At 61.1% G+C, this 15,549-nt stretch carries 16 protein-coding genes; 2 read left to right on the top strand and 14 right to left on the bottom strand.

The features are described 5' to 3' along the window. Window positions 1-7: 7 nt before the first annotated feature. Window positions 8-832, bottom strand: coding sequence for a DUF1338 domain-containing protein (locus ABWL39_RS15600; protein ID WP_367793212.1), 825 nt, complete (start codon window positions 830-832; stop codon window positions 8-10). A gap of 226 nt (window positions 833-1,058) precedes the next feature. Between ABWL39_RS15600 and ABWL39_RS15595 the strand changes: the two genes are divergently transcribed. Further along, window positions 1,059-2,177 (top strand): glycerate kinase, encoded by a 1,119-nt coding sequence (locus ABWL39_RS15595; RefSeq protein ID WP_367793209.1) that lies wholly within the window; start codon window positions 1,059-1,061, stop codon window positions 2,175-2,177. A gap of 6 nt (window positions 2,178-2,183) precedes the next feature. On the opposite strand, the gene ABWL39_RS15590 is transcribed toward ABWL39_RS15595, so the two are convergent. The 11 genes from ABWL39_RS15590 to hemH form a co-directional block, all read right to left on the bottom strand. Next, window positions 2,184-3,542 carry an L-serine ammonia-lyase gene (locus ABWL39_RS15590; protein WP_367793207.1) on the bottom strand — a complete coding sequence of 453 codons (1,359 nt, stop codon included), beginning with the start codon at window positions 3,540-3,542 and terminating at the stop codon, window positions 2,184-2,186. Between the two features lie 217 nt (window positions 3,543-3,759). Continuing rightward, window positions 3,760-4,122, bottom strand: a complete 363-nt coding sequence (locus ABWL39_RS15585; protein WP_367793204.1) for a thioredoxin family protein — start codon at window positions 4,120-4,122, stop codon at window positions 3,760-3,762. Then, window positions 4,095-4,853, bottom strand: a complete 759-nt coding sequence (locus tag ABWL39_RS15580) for a competence/damage-inducible protein A (RefSeq protein ID WP_367793201.1) — start codon at window positions 4,851-4,853, stop codon at window positions 4,095-4,097. Before ABWL39_RS15580 ends, ABWL39_RS15585 begins: the two co-directional genes overlap by 28 nt. A 69-nt stretch (window positions 4,854-4,922) precedes the next feature. After that, on the bottom strand, window positions 4,923-5,687 hold the full coding sequence (locus ABWL39_RS15575) for a YdcF family protein (RefSeq protein WP_367793198.1): 765 nt from the start codon (window positions 5,685-5,687) through the stop codon (window positions 4,923-4,925). Then, window positions 5,684-6,394 carry an ABC transporter ATP-binding protein gene (locus ABWL39_RS15570; protein ID WP_367793195.1) on the bottom strand — a complete coding sequence of 237 codons (711 nt, stop codon included), beginning with the start codon at window positions 6,392-6,394 and terminating at the stop codon, window positions 5,684-5,686. The genes ABWL39_RS15575 and ABWL39_RS15570 overlap by 4 nt, the downstream gene beginning before the upstream one ends. Beyond that, the gene (locus tag ABWL39_RS15565; protein WP_367793193.1) at window positions 6,391-7,161 is read right to left on the bottom strand and encodes an ABC transporter ATP-binding protein; all 771 of its coding nucleotides are present in this window, start codon (window positions 7,159-7,161) and stop codon (window positions 6,391-6,393) included. Before ABWL39_RS15565 ends, ABWL39_RS15570 begins: the two co-directional genes overlap by 4 nt. Beyond that, window positions 7,154-8,233: a branched-chain amino acid ABC transporter permease gene (locus tag ABWL39_RS15560; protein WP_367793405.1), complete on the bottom strand. Its 1,080-nt coding sequence runs from the start codon at window positions 8,231-8,233 to the stop codon at window positions 7,154-7,156. Before ABWL39_RS15560 ends, ABWL39_RS15565 begins: the two co-directional genes overlap by 8 nt. Before the next feature lie 81 nt (window positions 8,234-8,314). Further along, window positions 8,315-9,244 carry a branched-chain amino acid ABC transporter permease gene (locus ABWL39_RS15555; protein ID WP_367793402.1) on the bottom strand — a complete coding sequence of 310 codons (930 nt, stop codon included), beginning with the start codon at window positions 9,242-9,244 and terminating at the stop codon, window positions 8,315-8,317. A 345-nt stretch (window positions 9,245-9,589) separates the two neighbouring features. Further along, the gene (locus ABWL39_RS15550) at window positions 9,590-10,846 is read right to left on the bottom strand and encodes a branched-chain amino acid ABC transporter substrate-binding protein (protein ID WP_367793190.1); all 1,257 of its coding nucleotides are present in this window, start codon (window positions 10,844-10,846) and stop codon (window positions 9,590-9,592) included. A gap of 111 nt (window positions 10,847-10,957) precedes the next feature. After that, window positions 10,958-12,001, bottom strand: coding sequence for a VCBS repeat-containing protein (locus ABWL39_RS15545; RefSeq protein WP_367793187.1), 1,044 nt, complete (start codon window positions 11,999-12,001; stop codon window positions 10,958-10,960). Window positions 12,002-12,133: 132 nt separating this feature from the next. After that, the gene (gene hemH, locus ABWL39_RS15540) at window positions 12,134-13,231 is read right to left on the bottom strand and encodes a ferrochelatase (protein WP_367793184.1); all 1,098 of its coding nucleotides are present in this window, start codon (window positions 13,229-13,231) and stop codon (window positions 12,134-12,136) included. Window positions 13,232-13,439: 208 nt separating this feature from the next. On the opposite strand from hemH, the gene ABWL39_RS15535 reads away from it, so the two are divergent. Next, window positions 13,440-14,552: a porin gene (locus ABWL39_RS15535; RefSeq protein ID WP_367793181.1), complete on the top strand. Its 1,113-nt coding sequence runs from the start codon at window positions 13,440-13,442 to the stop codon at window positions 14,550-14,552. 80 nt (window positions 14,553-14,632) lie between these two features. On the opposite strand, the gene ABWL39_RS15530 is transcribed toward ABWL39_RS15535, so the two are convergent. Together ABWL39_RS15530 and greB are read right to left on the bottom strand one after the other, a co-directional pair. Further along, complete coding sequence (locus tag ABWL39_RS15530) at window positions 14,633-14,860, bottom strand: hypothetical protein (RefSeq protein ID WP_367793179.1); 228 nt, start codon at window positions 14,858-14,860, stop codon at window positions 14,633-14,635. Between the two features lie 80 nt (window positions 14,861-14,940). Then, window positions 14,941-15,495 (bottom strand): transcription elongation factor GreB, encoded by a 555-nt coding sequence (greB, locus tag ABWL39_RS15525; protein ID WP_367793176.1) that lies wholly within the window; start codon window positions 15,493-15,495, stop codon window positions 14,941-14,943. Between the last annotated feature and the right edge of the window lie 54 nt (window positions 15,496-15,549).

Here is a 15,549-nt window from a genome sequence, read left to right as displayed (position 1 = left end):
GGCCTGATCAGCTGCCGGCTGCGACGCCCAGGGTATTGACGTTGGTTGACTCGAAAATCTTGTCCGCACTCGCTGCGACAAAGCCTTGGTACAAATCGCGGTTGTTGCTGGGGTAACGCTTGGCGAACTCGTAGTAGCAGGTCGGTATGTCATGCCGGCTGCCGTCGCCAAAGGTGACACTCATACGCTCCGCCAGCGTGGATGCCTGTTCGAGCAATTGCGCCGGGCTGCCCTTGATCTTGCCGCCCGCGGTGTTGATGGCGAAACCGGCGGCTTCCACGCGATCGACCACGCCAGCCAGTGTGGTGGGGGTGCGTAAGTGGTCGACCGAAATGGTGAAGTGGTTGGTGCGCATGCCGATGGCCGCTACCCATGCCGCATACTCGCTCTCGGCAAGCAACGTTTGGTATTCATCCCAGCTCGGCATGTCCCACAGCCGGCCAGCCCAGAATACGTCCTGGCTGGCCACTCTGGCTGTGTCTATTTGTCTACACATTTTGTCGATGATGGCCTGTGCTGTCGGGCTCAGTTGCTCGACCAGCAGTTCGGACAGGAAGATTCGCGGCATCATCGGGTCGCGGTGAACATAGCCCCAGGCGGAAAGCTTCTTCTGTTCAAACAGATAGGGCTCGAAGCGACGGTAACCTAGTGTCAGGAAATGGGGCTCGAGGGACTCGAGATCGATGGCGGAACGGTTGAAGGTACGGAACGCGACATGGTCGTTGACCACGACATCATTGTCGGCGGCAAACAGTGCGTGGATCTTCTCCGCCTGTGGCGTCAGCGCGACATAGTCCTGCCACAGCAACTGGAAGAAGGTGTGTAGATTCATGGCGTCTCCTGCCGATCCCGGTGCTGCCAGATGCTGGCGCACATCGGTTTTTATTTTGCTAAATGTATATACAAATAGTGTATCCAGTTTCTGCCTGTCCATGCCCTTTGTCAAGCACCCGGCAGCGTCGTCGGGAGGGCTGGAGATATGCCCGCAAACGGCACTGGCTGGCGCGTGACTGGGCGTCGGGCTGCTCTCGGGCGCTGCTTATGCTATGAATAAGACCATGAAGATAGTCATTGCCCCCGACTCGTTCAAAGGTTCGCTATCCGCCGCCCAGGTGGCGCAGGCGGTTGCGGAGGGGGTCAGCCGCGTGTGGCCCAGTGCTATGGTGGTGTTGAAGCCAATGGCGGACGGTGGCGAGGGCACGCTCGATGCCTGCGCCGTGGCGCTCGCGGCGCGGCGCCAGCTACGCACCGTGTCGGATGCCGAAGGGCGCACGGTCGATGCGCCTATCCTGTTTGCGCCGGGCGATATTGCCGTCATCGAGAGTGCCCAGATCGTCGGTCTGCCGATGATCAGCCATAGCCGGGTGGCCGAGCGCAGCACCGCCGGCGTGGGGCTGATGCTTCGGCACGCGCTCGACGCAGGTGCGCGGCGCATCATGATCGGGCTCGGCGGCACGGCCACCAACGATGGCGGCATCGGCCTGCTGGCCGCGCTGGGCGTGGTGCTGAAAGACGCAGCCGGGCGGACGTTGGCGGCGGATCTGGACTCACTGGCGACGTTTGCCTGCGTTGATTGGTCGCTGCTCGATGCGCGTCTGGCCGGTGCCGAGCTGGTCGTCATGAGTGATGTTGATAACCCCCTGTGCGGGCCGGACGGCGCGACGATGACATTCGGGCCGCAAAAGGGCGTGCAGCCGGATGAGTTGCCCCGCCTCGATGCCGCCTTGGCACACTGGGCGCAGGCTGGCGATACGCGGGCCGGCGCGGCTGTATCCGCAGAAGCCGGCAGTGGGGCCGCAGGCGGCTTGGGGTACGCGCTCAAGCTGTTGGGCGCCCGTTGCGAGGCGGGGGCGGCGGAAATCGCCGACCTGATCGGGCTCGATGATGCGATCTATGGCGCTGACTGGGTAATCACCGGGGAAGGGCGTTCGGATGCGCAAACGCTCCGCGGCAAGGTGCCCTATGAAGTCTCGCATCGCGCACGCGCAGCAGGCGTGCCGGTGACGCTGCTGTCGGGGGCGCTTGATCGCGCCAGCCTGGCGGAGCTGGCTCTCTTGTTCGGCGGCTGCTTCTCGATCACCGATGGCCCGATGACGCTGGACCGTGCCATTGGCGATGCGCACGAGCTGCTGGCCAACCAGGGGGAGCAGCTCGCGCGCATCAGGTCGGCCTGGTAGCGATGCTCAGCATTCCGTGACGTTGACGGCCAAGCCGCCCAGCGAGGTTTCCTTGTAGCGCTGCTGCATGTCCCGGCCGGTTTCCAGCATGGTGGCGATCACGGTGTCGAGCGATACCTTGTGCTCACCATCTTCGAGCAGCGCCAGTTGCGCGATTTTGATCGCCTGTTCCGCCGCAACGCCGTTGCGTTCGATGCAGGGTATCTGCACCAGCCCGCCCACCGGGTCGCAGGTCATGCCGAGATGGTGTTCCATCGCGATTTCCGCGGCATTCTCCACCTGCAGCAGGGTACCGCCGAGTACTGCCGTCAGTGCGCCGGCCGCCATCGAGCACGCCACGCCGACCTCGCCCTGGCAGCCCACCTCGGCGCCTGAAATGGAGGCATTCATCTTGTAGAGCAGGCCGATTGCGCCGGCCGTCAGCAGGAAGTCCACCACCTTGCCGTCGTCGTCGGCGTCGACGAAATTGCGGAAGTATTGCAGCACGGCGGGCACGATGCCGGCCGCCCCATTGGTGGGGGCCGTGACGACGCGGCCGCCCGCGGCGTTTTCCTCGTTTACCGCCATGGCGTACAGCATGGGCCACAACATGGTGTTGTGCAGCCCCGATTCGGCCTGCTCGTTCAGCTTGCGACGGAGCGCCGGGGCGCGCCGCCTGACGTTGAGGCCACCGGGCAGGGTGCCTTCATGCGCACAGCCGGACTCGACACAGCGCTGCATGACGGCGGCGATCTCGAGCGCATGGGCGCGCACATCGGGCTCGCCGGTACGGGCTGTTTCGTTTTCCATGACCAGGGCGGCAATCGTCTTGTTTTGCTGGCGGCAGTGGTCGAGCAGCTGTTTCGCCGTCCTGAACGGATAGGGTACCGCCACGCTGGGCTGCTCAATGCCGAATTCTTCATCGCGTACGATGAAGCCGCCGCCGATCGAATACCAGGTTTCCAGCGCCAGTGGCTTGCCGCCGCCATCGTAGGCGGAGAAGCGCAGGCCGTTGGCGTGCTTGGGCAGGAACTCATGCTTGTGTATGCACAGATCGCGATCGAACTCGAAATGCACCGGGTGGGTTCCACCAAGCATGATGCCGTGCTCGGTGCGGATGGCTTCGGCACGCGGCACGACGTGGGCCGGGTCGATCGTCCTGGGGTGCTGCCCTTCCAGGCCGAGCAGCACCGCGTTGACGGTGCCGTGGCCGTGGCCGGTAAGGGCCAGCGAGCCGTAGAGATCGGCACGCACGCGTTGCACCGAACCCAGCAGCATGCGCTGCTGCAGGGATTCGACAAAGGTCAGGGCGGCCTTCATCGGCCCGACGGTATGGGAGCTCGATGGCCCGATACCGATCGAGAACAGATCGAATACGCTGATCATTCACAGTCTCCTCGTTATCCCTGCCTTGCTGGAGGCGGGGCGCGCGGTCTATCGCCGCGCTTTCATTGTATAGACAAACTGGAGCGGCGAGCCATCGCGGAAACCCTGTACGGTGCGTGTAAAGGCTCCATCGTGTGGCGATCGCCGGTCCGGGCGGTGCGTGGCAAGGTGTGGCGAGGGCTGGCGGAGAGCGGCTGACCGACGCCGGGAAGGGCCGTCAGGGCGCTTCCTGCGCCGGGGCGGTGATCAGCGCGTGGATCGCCGTGGCGAGCGCGTTGGGCGTCAGTGGGCAGTGCAGCGGCGCATGGAATTGGCCATTCTTGAACAGGAACAGCGCGGGCAGGTGGAACACATCGAATTCACGCATCAGGCCGGCATTGATGTCGACATCGACCTTGAACAGGTTGTCGACCACGCCGGGCAGCCAGGCGGGCAGTTGCGACTCGGCCACCCGGCAGCTACCGCAGCCATGGCGGCTGAACATCACCAGCGACACACCGGCCGCCGCGGCGAGCCGCCGGTGCAGCCCGCCGTCGCCGAGTGGCTCGAATGTCAGGCGGACAGGAGCTTGGGGTGGCATTCGAAACCTTGCTCCTGCATCAGCGCGGCCCACTCCGCCATGGCCGTTTCGACTTCCGCGCGCGGGCCGCGCAGGCCGAATTCGATATGGGCGGGCAGGGTGTCGTCGCCAAAGCTCGGCAGGCTCGAAAAACGCAGCATCGGGTAGCGCGTGACGAAGTCGTTCATCAGTGGGATCAGGTTGCCCTCGCGTGCGCCGATGGCAATCAGCGCCAGTTCGATCGGTGGGTCCGTGCGGAACAGGTGAGGGTAGCGCTGGTCGAGCACCCATTCCATCATCGGCCACGCCATGCTCGGAAAGCCGGGCAGGAAATGATGGTGTGCGATGCTGAAGCCGGCGATCTGGTTCACCGGATTGGGGATCAATTCGCAGTCTCGTGGCAGCTCGGCCATCAGGATGCGGTTCGGGTAGGCCTCTGCCCCGAAACGGGCCTCGATCAGTCGCGAGGCCTCCGGGTGCCGCCCGAGCGCCCGCCCACTGGCCATGGCCGCGCACTGGCGGGTGTAGTCGTCAGGCGTGGCGCCAATGCCGCCGAAGCTGAACACGATATCATCACCTTGCATGGTGCGGCGCAGGGTTGCCGTGATGCGTTCCGGCTCGTCGCCAAGATAATCGGCCCAGGCCAGATCGAGGCCGCGTGCCTTGAGAGTGGCGATCACCTGGCGCAGATGTTTGTCTTCACGTTTGCCCGAGAGAATTTCGTCGCCGATGATCAATGCGCCAAATGCCATGAGAAGGTCCTGTCTGGTGTTGCGGTGATTGTCCTTCAGTGCGGTGGCGCCGCACAAGCGCCATGGCCGTCAGGTGTCGCCGTGCAGCCGGTACCAGATCAGCCCGATGGCCTCGTGCATGGCGTAGTAACTCTTGGTGAGCCCAGGCGCGCTCGGGATGAAGTCGAACACCGACAAGGTCGATCCGCTGCCGACAAACACCGTCGGGGCCGGGGTGACGCTCAGGCCGTTGGCCTCGAAGGCGGCCTGGGCGCGCGGCATGTGCCAGGCGTGGGTGACCAGCAGGATGTTGCGCACACCGCTGCGCTTGAGAATGGCGGCGCTATAGCGGGCGTTGTCGGCGGTATTGTTGGAGCGGTCTTCCGCCCAGCGCACCGGGACGAGAAACTCGGTCTCGAGCACGGATTTGAGCAGACGGGCTTCCCCGGTCTGTCCGGGTTTGTCCGGGCGGCCGCCCGACACCAGCACCGGCAGGTTGGTGATGCGGTGGAGCTTCGCGCCGTAGCGTGCGCGTTCGAGCGTGAAGGCCCGCACCGTATCGCCACCGTATTCCGGTGCGTTGTCATAGGTGCCGCCGCTGAGCACGACGATCGCATCGGCATGGGGAAGGTGATCGATATCGAGCGCCGGCGCGGTCTGCAGCAGGTTCAGCAGGGCATTGCCGGCCAGCGGGGTGGAGAGCGCCGCCAGCAGCAGCGTAGCGCCGAAGAGAAGGGCGCGGCCAAGGCGTGGCGAGCCCGGCAGATAGCGCCAGCCAATCCACACCACGATGAGTAGATTGGCCGGCGGGAGAAGCAGGCTGCTAACGATATTGGTCAGCAGCCAGTACATCATTCGCCCAGATAGGCTTGGCGAACCTTGTCGTTGTCGAGCAAGGCCGAGGCTTCGTCTGTCAGCGTGATGCGGCCCGACTCCATGACATAGCCGCGGTCGGAAATCTGCAGCGCGAGCTTCGCGTTCTGCTCGACCAGCAGGATGGTGACACCTTGCGCCGACACTTGCTGCACGACCTCGAAGATTTTCTGCACGATGATCGGCGCCAGACCCATCGACGGCTCGTCGAGCAACAGCAGCTTGGGGCGGCTCATCAGCGCACGCGCCATGGCGACCATCTGCTGCTCGCCACCCGACAGGGTGCCGGCCAGCTGCTTGAAGCGCTCCTTCAGGCGAGGAAAGGTCACGAACATCTTTTCCATGTCGGTTTCGATGTCAGCCTTGTCGTTGCGGTAATAGGCGCCCATCTGCAGGTTCTCGGTTACCGTCAGGCGCGGGAAGATGCCGCGGCCTTCCGGCACCAGCGCCAGGCCGCGCGACACCAGGGTATGGTTGGGCACGCTGTTGATGTCGATGCCGTGATAGTGGATGTGGCCCGCCACGGGCTTCAGCATGCCGGACAGGGTCTTGAGCGTGGTGGTCTTGCCAGCGCCGTTCGCGCCGATCAGCGATACCAGCTCGCCCTGTTCGATGTGCAGATTGATGTCCTTGACAGCCTGGATGCCGCCGTAGGCCACGGACAGGTTGGTGACGTCGAGCAATTTCATACCGGAGCGGCTCCCAGATAGGCTTCAATCACGCGCGGATCGCGCTGAACGTCGGCAGGTACGCCTTCGGCAATGCGTTTGCCGTAGTCCAGCACGGCGATGCGGTCGCACAGCCCCATGACCAGTTTTACATCGTGTTCGATCAGCAGGATGGTAACCCCATCGTTGCGGATCTTCTCCATTAGGTGGCGCAGATCCTCGGTTTCCCTCGGGTTCATGCCGGCGGCGGGTTCGTCCAAGGCCAGTAACTGCGGGTCCGTCGCGAGCGCACGGGCGATTTCCAGCCGGCGCTGGTCGCCGTAGGAGAGGTTGCGTGATACCGCGTTGGCGTGGCTGGCAATGCCGACGTAGGCAAGCAGATCCATCGCACGCTTGCGCGTTGCCGCTTCTTCCCGGCGGGTGGCCGGCAGGCGCAGCACGGCACCGAGCACGCCCGACTTGGTGCGGGCGTGGCGGCCGACCATGACGTTTTCCAGGGCCGTCATGTTGGCGAACAGGCGGATGTTCTGGAAGGTCCGCGCCATGCCGTTCTCGACCATGGTGTAGGGCTTGTGGCCGATCAGTTGCTTGCCGTTGAAATGCAGCGTACCCGTGTCGGCGATGTAAAGGCCGGTCAGTACGTTGAACAAGGTGGTCTTGCCGGCACCATTGGGGCCGATCAGGCCGTAGATGTCACGCTTGTTGATGGTCAGCGACACGTCGGACAGCGCTTGCAGGCCGCCGAATCGCTTGTTGATGCCGTCGATCTTCAGCAGGGCTTCAGTCATGTTCACGCTCCGCGTCTTGCAGGTTCGAGTCTTCCTGTTTCTGGATGGTCGGGGTGGCGGGCTTCAACTCGGCGCGACGGCGCGAGGACGGCCACAGGCCAGCCGGGCGGAACAGCATGATGGCGACCATGGCAACACCGAACAGCAGCATGCGCAGGTTTTCCGGGTCGACCAGCGGACGGCCTTCCGAACTCTTCAGCATATTGGCGACGTCGCGCAGCACTTCCGGCGTCACCGACAGCATCACCGCACCGAGCACCACGCCGGGGATATGGCCCATGCCGCCGAGCACCACCATGGACAGCACCATGATCGATTCCATCAAGGTGAAGCTCTCGGGACTGACAAAGCCCTGGAAGCCCGCGAACAGGCCGCCCGATACACCGCCAAAGCTCGCACCCATGGCAAATGCCAACAGCTTGACGTTGCGCGTGTTGATGCCCATCGCCGTGGCGGCGATCTCATCTTCGCGAATCGCCACCCAGGCGCGGCCGATGCGTGAATCCTGCAGGCGGATCGATACCACGATGATGCCGAGCGCCATCAGCAGGAACAGGTAGTAGTACAGGTAGGTGCTTTGCAAGGTCATGAAGCCCAGGTCCACCGGCTTGCTCAGGCTGAACCCCGCGAGCTGGATCGGGTCAACGTTGTTGATGCCTTGCGGGCCGTTGGTGATGTTGATCGGGCGGTCCAGGTTGTTCATGAACAGGCGGATGATTTCGCCGAAGCCCAGCGTCACGATGGCCAGGTAGTCGCCGCGCAGCTTCAGCGTCGGCGCACCGAGCAGAACGCCGAAAATGCAGGCCACGAGCGCGCCGCAGGGGATCAACAGCCATATCGGCAGGTGCAGCCCGAAGTGTGGGCTGGCCAGCAGCGAGTAGCTATAGGCGCCGACCGCATAGAAGGCGATGTAGCCCAGATCGAGCAGGCCGGCATAGCCGACCACGATGTTGAGGCCCAGCGCCAGCATGGTGTACAGCAGTGCAAAATTGACCGCACGGACCCAGGAGTTACCAAACGTCGTACCGATGACGATAGGCAACGCAGCCAGCACGATACCGATCACGATCATGGCGACAGTCGCCGCGACGCGGGACTCCTTGATCTTGGCAATCACATAAGGTGAATCGCTCATTACCACTCCCCCAACTTGTTATGCACGTTCCGCCACGCGCTCACCGAGCAGCCCGGACGGACGGAAGATCAACACGGCAATCAGCACCATGAAGGCGAAGATGTCCTGGTAGTTACTGCCGAGGACGTCATGGGTCAGCGTGCCGATGTAGCCTGCACCAAGGCTCTCGACGATGCCCAGCACGATACCGCCCACCATGGCGCCGGCAAGGTTGCCGATACCGCCGAGCACCGCCGCGGTAAACGCCTTCAGGCCGATCATGAAGCCCATGTTGGCGTGAGCCTGGTCGTAGTTGGCGGCGACCATCACGCCGGCGATGGCGCCCAGCGCCGCGCCGAGCACAAAGGTCATGGAGATGATGGAGTTGATGTTGACGCCCATCAGCCCGGCCACTTCAGGGTTCTGTGAGGTGGCACGCATGGCGCGTCCCAGCTTGGTCTTCTCGACGATCAGCAAGAGACCGGCCATCACCGCAATGGCGAGGATGACAATGAATATCTGCAGATTGGTGATGGTCGCCCCGAACAGATCGATCGTTTCGACATTCAAGACCGACGGGAACACGACGTAGCGCTTGCCCCAGATGATCATGGCCACGTTCTGCAGGATGATCGACAGGCCGATCGCGGTAATCAGCGGCGCCAGGCGAGGTGCCTTGCGCAGCGGACGGTAGGCGATCTTTTCGATGCTGTAGGCAAGCAGCATGCAGGCCGGGATGGAGATGCAGGTTGCCAGCAGCAGCAGTGCAGGCCCGGGGAGCCCCAGGTGCATGCCGGTAAGCCAGCCGATTGCCGAAATGGTGACCATTGCGCCGATCATCACTACTTCGCCGTGTGCAAAATTGATCAGCCCGAGGATGCCGTACACCATCGTGTAGCCCAATGCGATCAGGGCGTAGATGCTGCCGACTACCAGGCCGTTCAGGATTTGCTGGAGAAAGATGTCCATGTTGAACCCTGTGTTGGTGTCGTCTGTCTGATTGAGTTGTAAACCGAGTTCCGGGCTGGCCGCCAGGATTCCGGTACCGGCTATATTTGGGTGGAGCAAGACACATGCCTGTGTCGGCGGCACGGCCAGTTTTTTTCCCGCAGGAACGCAGGGTAAGGCTGGCTCTTTTTGTCCCTGTCTCGCGGCGCTCAGTCCTGCACGGATAGGGCATCTACTTGACGCGGGATAATATAAAAATAGCGGCATCATTCCTGATGCCGCTATCTCAATCTACTTGGTGATTTCCCGTATTGTCCGGCCTCTGCGCGAACGCGGCCAGAGCAAGCCGGGCTTCACTTTCCGCGATTAGGACTTCTTTTCTTCAGGCTTCTTTTCCTCGCCTGCCGGAGCCGCGCCTTCCTGCTTCATCTCGCCGCCGACGAAGGAGGTGGTTTCCCACTTGCCACCCTTGACGGTGTAGATGGTGATCGAGCCCAGCTTGATGTCACCCTTCTCGTCGAACGAGATCGGGCCAGTCACGCCGTTGTACTGGATCTTGGCCAGCTCAGGCAGGTAGACCTTCGGGTCGGCCGACTTGGCGTTCTGCATGGCCTTGGCCATCAGCATGGTAGCGTCGTAGCAGTACGGAGCGTAAATCTGGACCGGGCCATACTTGGCTTCGAACTTCTTCATGAACTCGGCGCCGCCAGGCAGCTTTTCCTTGGGCAGGCCAGGGCTCGAGCCGATAACGCCTTCTGCATCGTTGCCGGCCATCTTGACGAATTCGCCGGTCTGGCCGCCGTCACCCACCATGAACTTGGACTTCACGCCGAGACGACGCATCTGCTTGACCATCGGGCCGGCTTGCGCATCCATGCCGCCGTAGAACACCAGATCAGGCTTGGCGCCCTTGATCGAAGTAAGGATCGACTGGAAGTCGGTTGCGTTGTTGCTGGTGAATTCACGCTTCACCACTTCACCGCCGGAAGCCTTGACGGCCTTCTCGACCTCATCCGCCAGGCCTTGGCCGTAAGCGGTGCGGTCATCGATGATCGCAACCTTCTTGGCGCCGGCGCCCTTCACTGCGTATTCACCCAGAGCAGTACCTTGCTGAATGTCGTTGCCGATCACGCGGAAGGTCGTCTTGAAGCCTTGCTTGGTGTATTCCGGGTTGGTGGCGGACGGCGAGATCTGCGGGATGCCTGCATCGCTGTAGATCTTCGAAGCCGGGATCGTGGTGCCGGAGTTCAGGTGGCCGATCACGCCGTTCACATGCGCATCAACCATGCGCTGCGCAACGGTCGTGGCGGTTTTCGGGTCAGCCTGGTCGTCTTCTGCAACGAGCTCGAACTTGACCGGCTTGCCGTCGATCTGGAAGCCTTGCGCATTGAGTTCGTCAAGCGCGAGGCGTACGCCGTTTTCGTTGTCCTTGCCCAGGTGAGCGATGTTGCCGGTCAGCGGTGCCACGCTGCCGATCTTGACGACCATGGGCCCGGCAGAGGCGGGAGCAGCAGCTGGTGCGGCTGCAGGTGCTTGTGCTGCGGGTGCTGCTTCTTCTTTTTTACCGCAGGCGGCGATGGTGGCCAGCGCCGCCGCAATGATGGTGAGGCGAGTGAAATTCATTGTTTAAGTCCCCTTTACCTTGATACCCGTTTATAAAAAAAGGCGAAATGATTATGCGTAGCGCTATTGACAGTGTCAACGCTGCTATCCGCTTGTTATAGCCGACTGCGTCTATACGGCCAAATCAATCTGTTGCACTGTGCCGGCCTTCCCTTGTTCCGTCAGATAGATACCGCTGGCGCGGACGTCTCCCTTTGCTTGATTGTTTTGATCGGTCAGTGTGAAGGGAGATTGCACCTGGCCAAGAAAAATGGCGCCGATACCCGCCGTTTTCAGGTCCAGCAGCTGGTCTGTGCCATCGGCCGCATGCAGCCAGAGCTTCAGTTGCTGGAAGATGGCGTCATTGCTGTCTATCCAGTGGTTACCGTCCTGATCATGGGCGGCGAGATCAGCAAAGCCGTTGCCGCTTTGTGCGCCAAACAGCTCGAACCCGTTGTTGATCTTGCCATCATGGTTGCGGTCGAGCGCGAGATACGCGCTGCCCGGGGCAAGCATGGCAATGGAGTCCTGCTTGCCGTCGCCATCAATGTCGAACTGCTGCTTCTGATCCAGCAGACTGGCAGCCGGGACATCGAGGTTGATGACCAGCGGGTCCTTCCGGGCGGCCGCATTGCCTAGCTGAAGCGTGCCTCCCGATGTCTGCGAGAACTCGCGCGCGACGTCCAGCGAGAGCTGGAATTCGATCTGCTGACCATCCTCCGTGTGGACGACACCGCTGCTGCTGAGCGACATGGATTCCGACTCGTGAAAGGTTTCCTGATAGGTGACTTCTGCCCCCCAGCCGGGTTGTGCCGGTGCGGCTGCGGCATTGGATGCTGGTGTGTTTGTCGGCGCCGACCCGCCTGCACCCGGCAAGCGGATCAGCTTGATGTGCTTGCCCGTCAACGCCTCGACCGCGAGCTTTAGCAGCAACAGGCGCGGGTCGGTGGTGCGCAGTTCGTCATCGCTGAGCTCGTCGCCACGGACCACATTAGTATTGGAGGGCGCGGCCGAGGTGCTGCTGGCGGGCATCGAGAGAGAGACCCGCTCCGCCTGCGGCGCGCGTGCCGTGGTCGGACGGTCGCCGAGCCACATCCTTACCGAGGAATCTCGGGTGTGCTGGCGCACGAGTTGGTGTTGCGCAGCAAAGGCGACGCTGGAATCGGCTATTTTCATGGCGGCACTCCCGGTGGGTAAGGGGGCCAAAGATGGTCCTGACCGGCCGTCAATGCGGGTGTCGACGACCTTTAATCAATATCGGCAGTACCACGAAATAGTTTAGCGATTCAATACCTTGCCAAGAGGGGATCACTGGTGCGCGCCAAGCTCAAGCGCCCGCTGGCGGGAGTTGGCCCGTGATGCATCATCATGCGCGGAGGGCAGCCATCCCTGCAGATGATCCGTTACCAGGTCCGCGAGTGCATCGACCCATGCCGCCCCGGTATTCAGACAGGGGATGTAATGGAATTCCTTGCCGCCGGCGGCAAGGAAGGTTGCCTTGCCTTCCATGGCGACTTCTTCCAGCGTTTCCAGGCAATCCGCCACAAAGCCTGGGCAGACCACATCGACGCGCCTTGTCGCAGCTTTCCCGAGCTTGTCGAGCGTCGCCGAGAGATAGGGCTGCAACCATTCCGCCTTACCGAACCGGGATTGAAAACAGATGTCGTATTGATCCTTGCTCAGTTGCAGTGCCTCGGCCAGCAGCCGGGCTGTCTTCAGGCATTCGCAGTGGTAGGGGTCGCCACGGTCGAGCGCAAACTTCGGCGTGCCGTGAAAACTGAGCAGCAGCTTGCTTGGCCGGCCATGCTGTGCCCAGTATTCGCGAATGGAAGCCGCCAGCGCATTGATATAGGGCGGCGCATCGTGGAAGTGCTTGATGACGCGAATTTCCGGCTGATGGCGAATGCGTTGCAGCGCGCCGTAAGCCGCATCCAGCGCTGATGCGGTGCTGCTCGCAGCATATTGAGGGTAGAGTGGTAGCAGCAGGATGCGCTCGCAGCCTTTGTGCTTGAGTTCCATCAGCGCCGATTCGATCGATGGATTGCCGTAACGCATGCCGTAGCCCACCTCTATCTGGCGTTGGCCGCGCTCTCCCAATGTCCCTTTCAACTGCTTGGCCAGCCGCTCGGTATGCAGCTTCAGCGGTGAGCCGTCACGCGTCCAGATTTGGGCATACTTGGCCGCCGATTTGGCTGGGCGCGTCTGCAGGATCACGCCGCGCAATATTGGCTGCCATAGCCAACCTGGCAGCTCGACGATACGTGGGTCGGAAAGAAACTCCCTCAGATAGGGCTTCAATGCCGCCTTGGTGGGGGCATCGGGCGTACCGAGGTTGATCAGCAGAATCCCCGTCTTGTTTGGCTGGCCGTGCTGGTAACTGGGTTCGGGCAAAAAGTGGTCGCGCATGAATATCGTGGCCTGGTCGGCATAGTAGTGTTGCAAATGTACAACAAACGGTCGGGCAAATCGTGAAAAGCTTTGAGCGCGGATTGACCCGCCTTCACGCTCGGAGAAATTATAGCGTCAGCAAGCATGGCGACTGCACGTCAAGAAATGCAGTCCTACACAATTTTCGTCACGCTGCTTCAACTCAACTCGACTAGGGAGTTCTCGCATGAACAAGAAACTCGTTGCCGCTCTGGTAGCTGGCGCGTTTGCTGCTCCGATCGCAGCTCAGGCTGACACCAACACTGTCACGCTGTACGGTATCGCTCAGGTTGCTGCCAGCTATTGGGATGTAGATGCCGTAAATGGAGTTGGTGGTGTAGCTAAGCAGGGCCTCGAAGACACCGGCTCGCGTATCGGCTTCAAGGGCGAAGAACAACTGGGTGGTGGCATGAAGGCCTTCTTCCAGATGGAAAGCGGCGTATCGTTGGATCAAGGCGGTGGCACCTTCGCTAGCCGTGAAGGCTGGGTTGGTCTGAAGGGCAACTTCGGTGGCGTTCAACTGGGCCGTGGCAAGACTGTATTTGACTTGGCGCAAGAAGCCTTTGATCCGTTCAATGCCAATTCCACGCTGATCAACACAGGCTTGGTTGATGGTGTTTACTACCGCGCCAACAACGTGATTCGCTACACGATGCCAGAAATTGCTGGTTTGTCTGGTGCGATCGAGTACGGCGATATGGAAGGCAAGGGCACCAATCCTTCCGGCAATGGCGTGAAGCCGCAGCTCATCGATGCATCGCTGCGTTACGAAAATGGCCCACTGTTTGTGCAAGGTGGCTATGAGTATCAGAAGGACACTCGTGACGCCACTGCGGTTTCCGACACCACGACTGCGACTGCCGTTCCGCACAAGAGCAACGCGGTTCTTATCGGCGCAGGCTACACCCTGCCGTTCGGTACCGCTCTGGCCGGTGCTTACCGTCATGTAGAGGTTAAGGACAGCGGCAACAAGGAAAAGCGTGACCAGTTCCTGGTTAACGCAACGCAGCCGTTCGGCAACGTAAACGTCAAGCTGGGTTACGTGCATGCCGGCAACGCCAAGGGTTGCCCGGACACTGGTTGTACCCTGCTGCCGGCCGATAAGGGTGCTGACTACTACATCGGCGCGGTTGAGTACAACTTCTCCAAGCGCACTTGGGTATACCTCGAGCACGCAACTGCCGACAACAAGGATAACAGTGGTCTGTTCCGTACTGCAGCTGTAGACAACTTGGGCAACACCACTTACAACAACGGGGATAATCGCACTACCTCGCTGGGCATCATCCACCTGTTCTAATAGCCAGCTTACACTGGATATCGAACAGAAAAGCGCTTCCTTCGGGAAGCGCTTTTTTATTGTCGGCTACCTGGATAAAGTCAGTTGGCGCTATTTTTTGCGGAGGCGCTACTGATATAGGTACGCGTCGGGTAATTTACCCAATGTACGTCGATGGCTCGACGTTTTGCATAGTCCTCAACCAGCTGAATCTTTTCATAGTCGATTGCCTGATAGCGCTCGGCTGAGGTGGATGATTGCATCGGCACGCTGCTGCAACCCGCGCTGATGGCCGCAAGCAATGGTGCCACTATGACGAGGTAACGCATGACAAGCTCCTTTCCGCTGACAACAACTGCTAACACCATGATTCAGCATAGCAAAGTGTGCGGTGCTCGCCATTCCCCAATCAGTTATCGAGTTGCTGGTAGCGTATTTCGAGAATTTCGAGTTCCTGTATGCCTGCCGGCGTTCTCAGCGACACTAGATCGCCTTCCCGTGCTTTCAATAGGGCGCGTGCAACGGGTGAAATCCAGCTGATATGGCCTTTTGCCATATCGATTTCATCCATGCCGACGATCGTGACGGTGCGTTCTTCACCCTCTTGATCGCAGTAGGTCACCGTTGCACCGAAGAACACCTGATCTTGTGTTTGACGTGTCGGATCGACCACTTCGGCAATCTCTAGCCGTTTGGTGAGAAAGCGGATGCGCCTGTCGATTTCGCGCAGCCTGCGCTTACCGTAAATATAGTCGCCATTTTCCGAGCGATCGCCGTTCGAGGCGGCCCAGGAGACAATGCTGACGACCTCCGGCCGTTCCTCCTTGACGAGATGAGTCAGCTCGCTTTTCAAACGGGCATGCCCTGCTGGCGTAATGTAGTTCTTGCTGCCTTTGGGGAGCTGGAGTTCTGGGGGGATGTCGTCTTCATCCTGATCGGACTCTTTGACAAACGCCTTGTTCATGTCCGTCTTTTCCTGATGTCGATGATGGGGAAGGGCGATATCGCCAGCTTGTCG

Origin of the sequence: Chitinivorax sp. PXF-14, assembly GCF_040812015.1 — a bacterium.
Taxonomy (GTDB): Bacteria; Pseudomonadota; Gammaproteobacteria; order Burkholderiales; family SCOH01; genus JBFNXJ01.
Note: the sequence above shows the minus strand (reverse complement) of the source record. Positions and strands in the feature narration are given on the sequence as shown.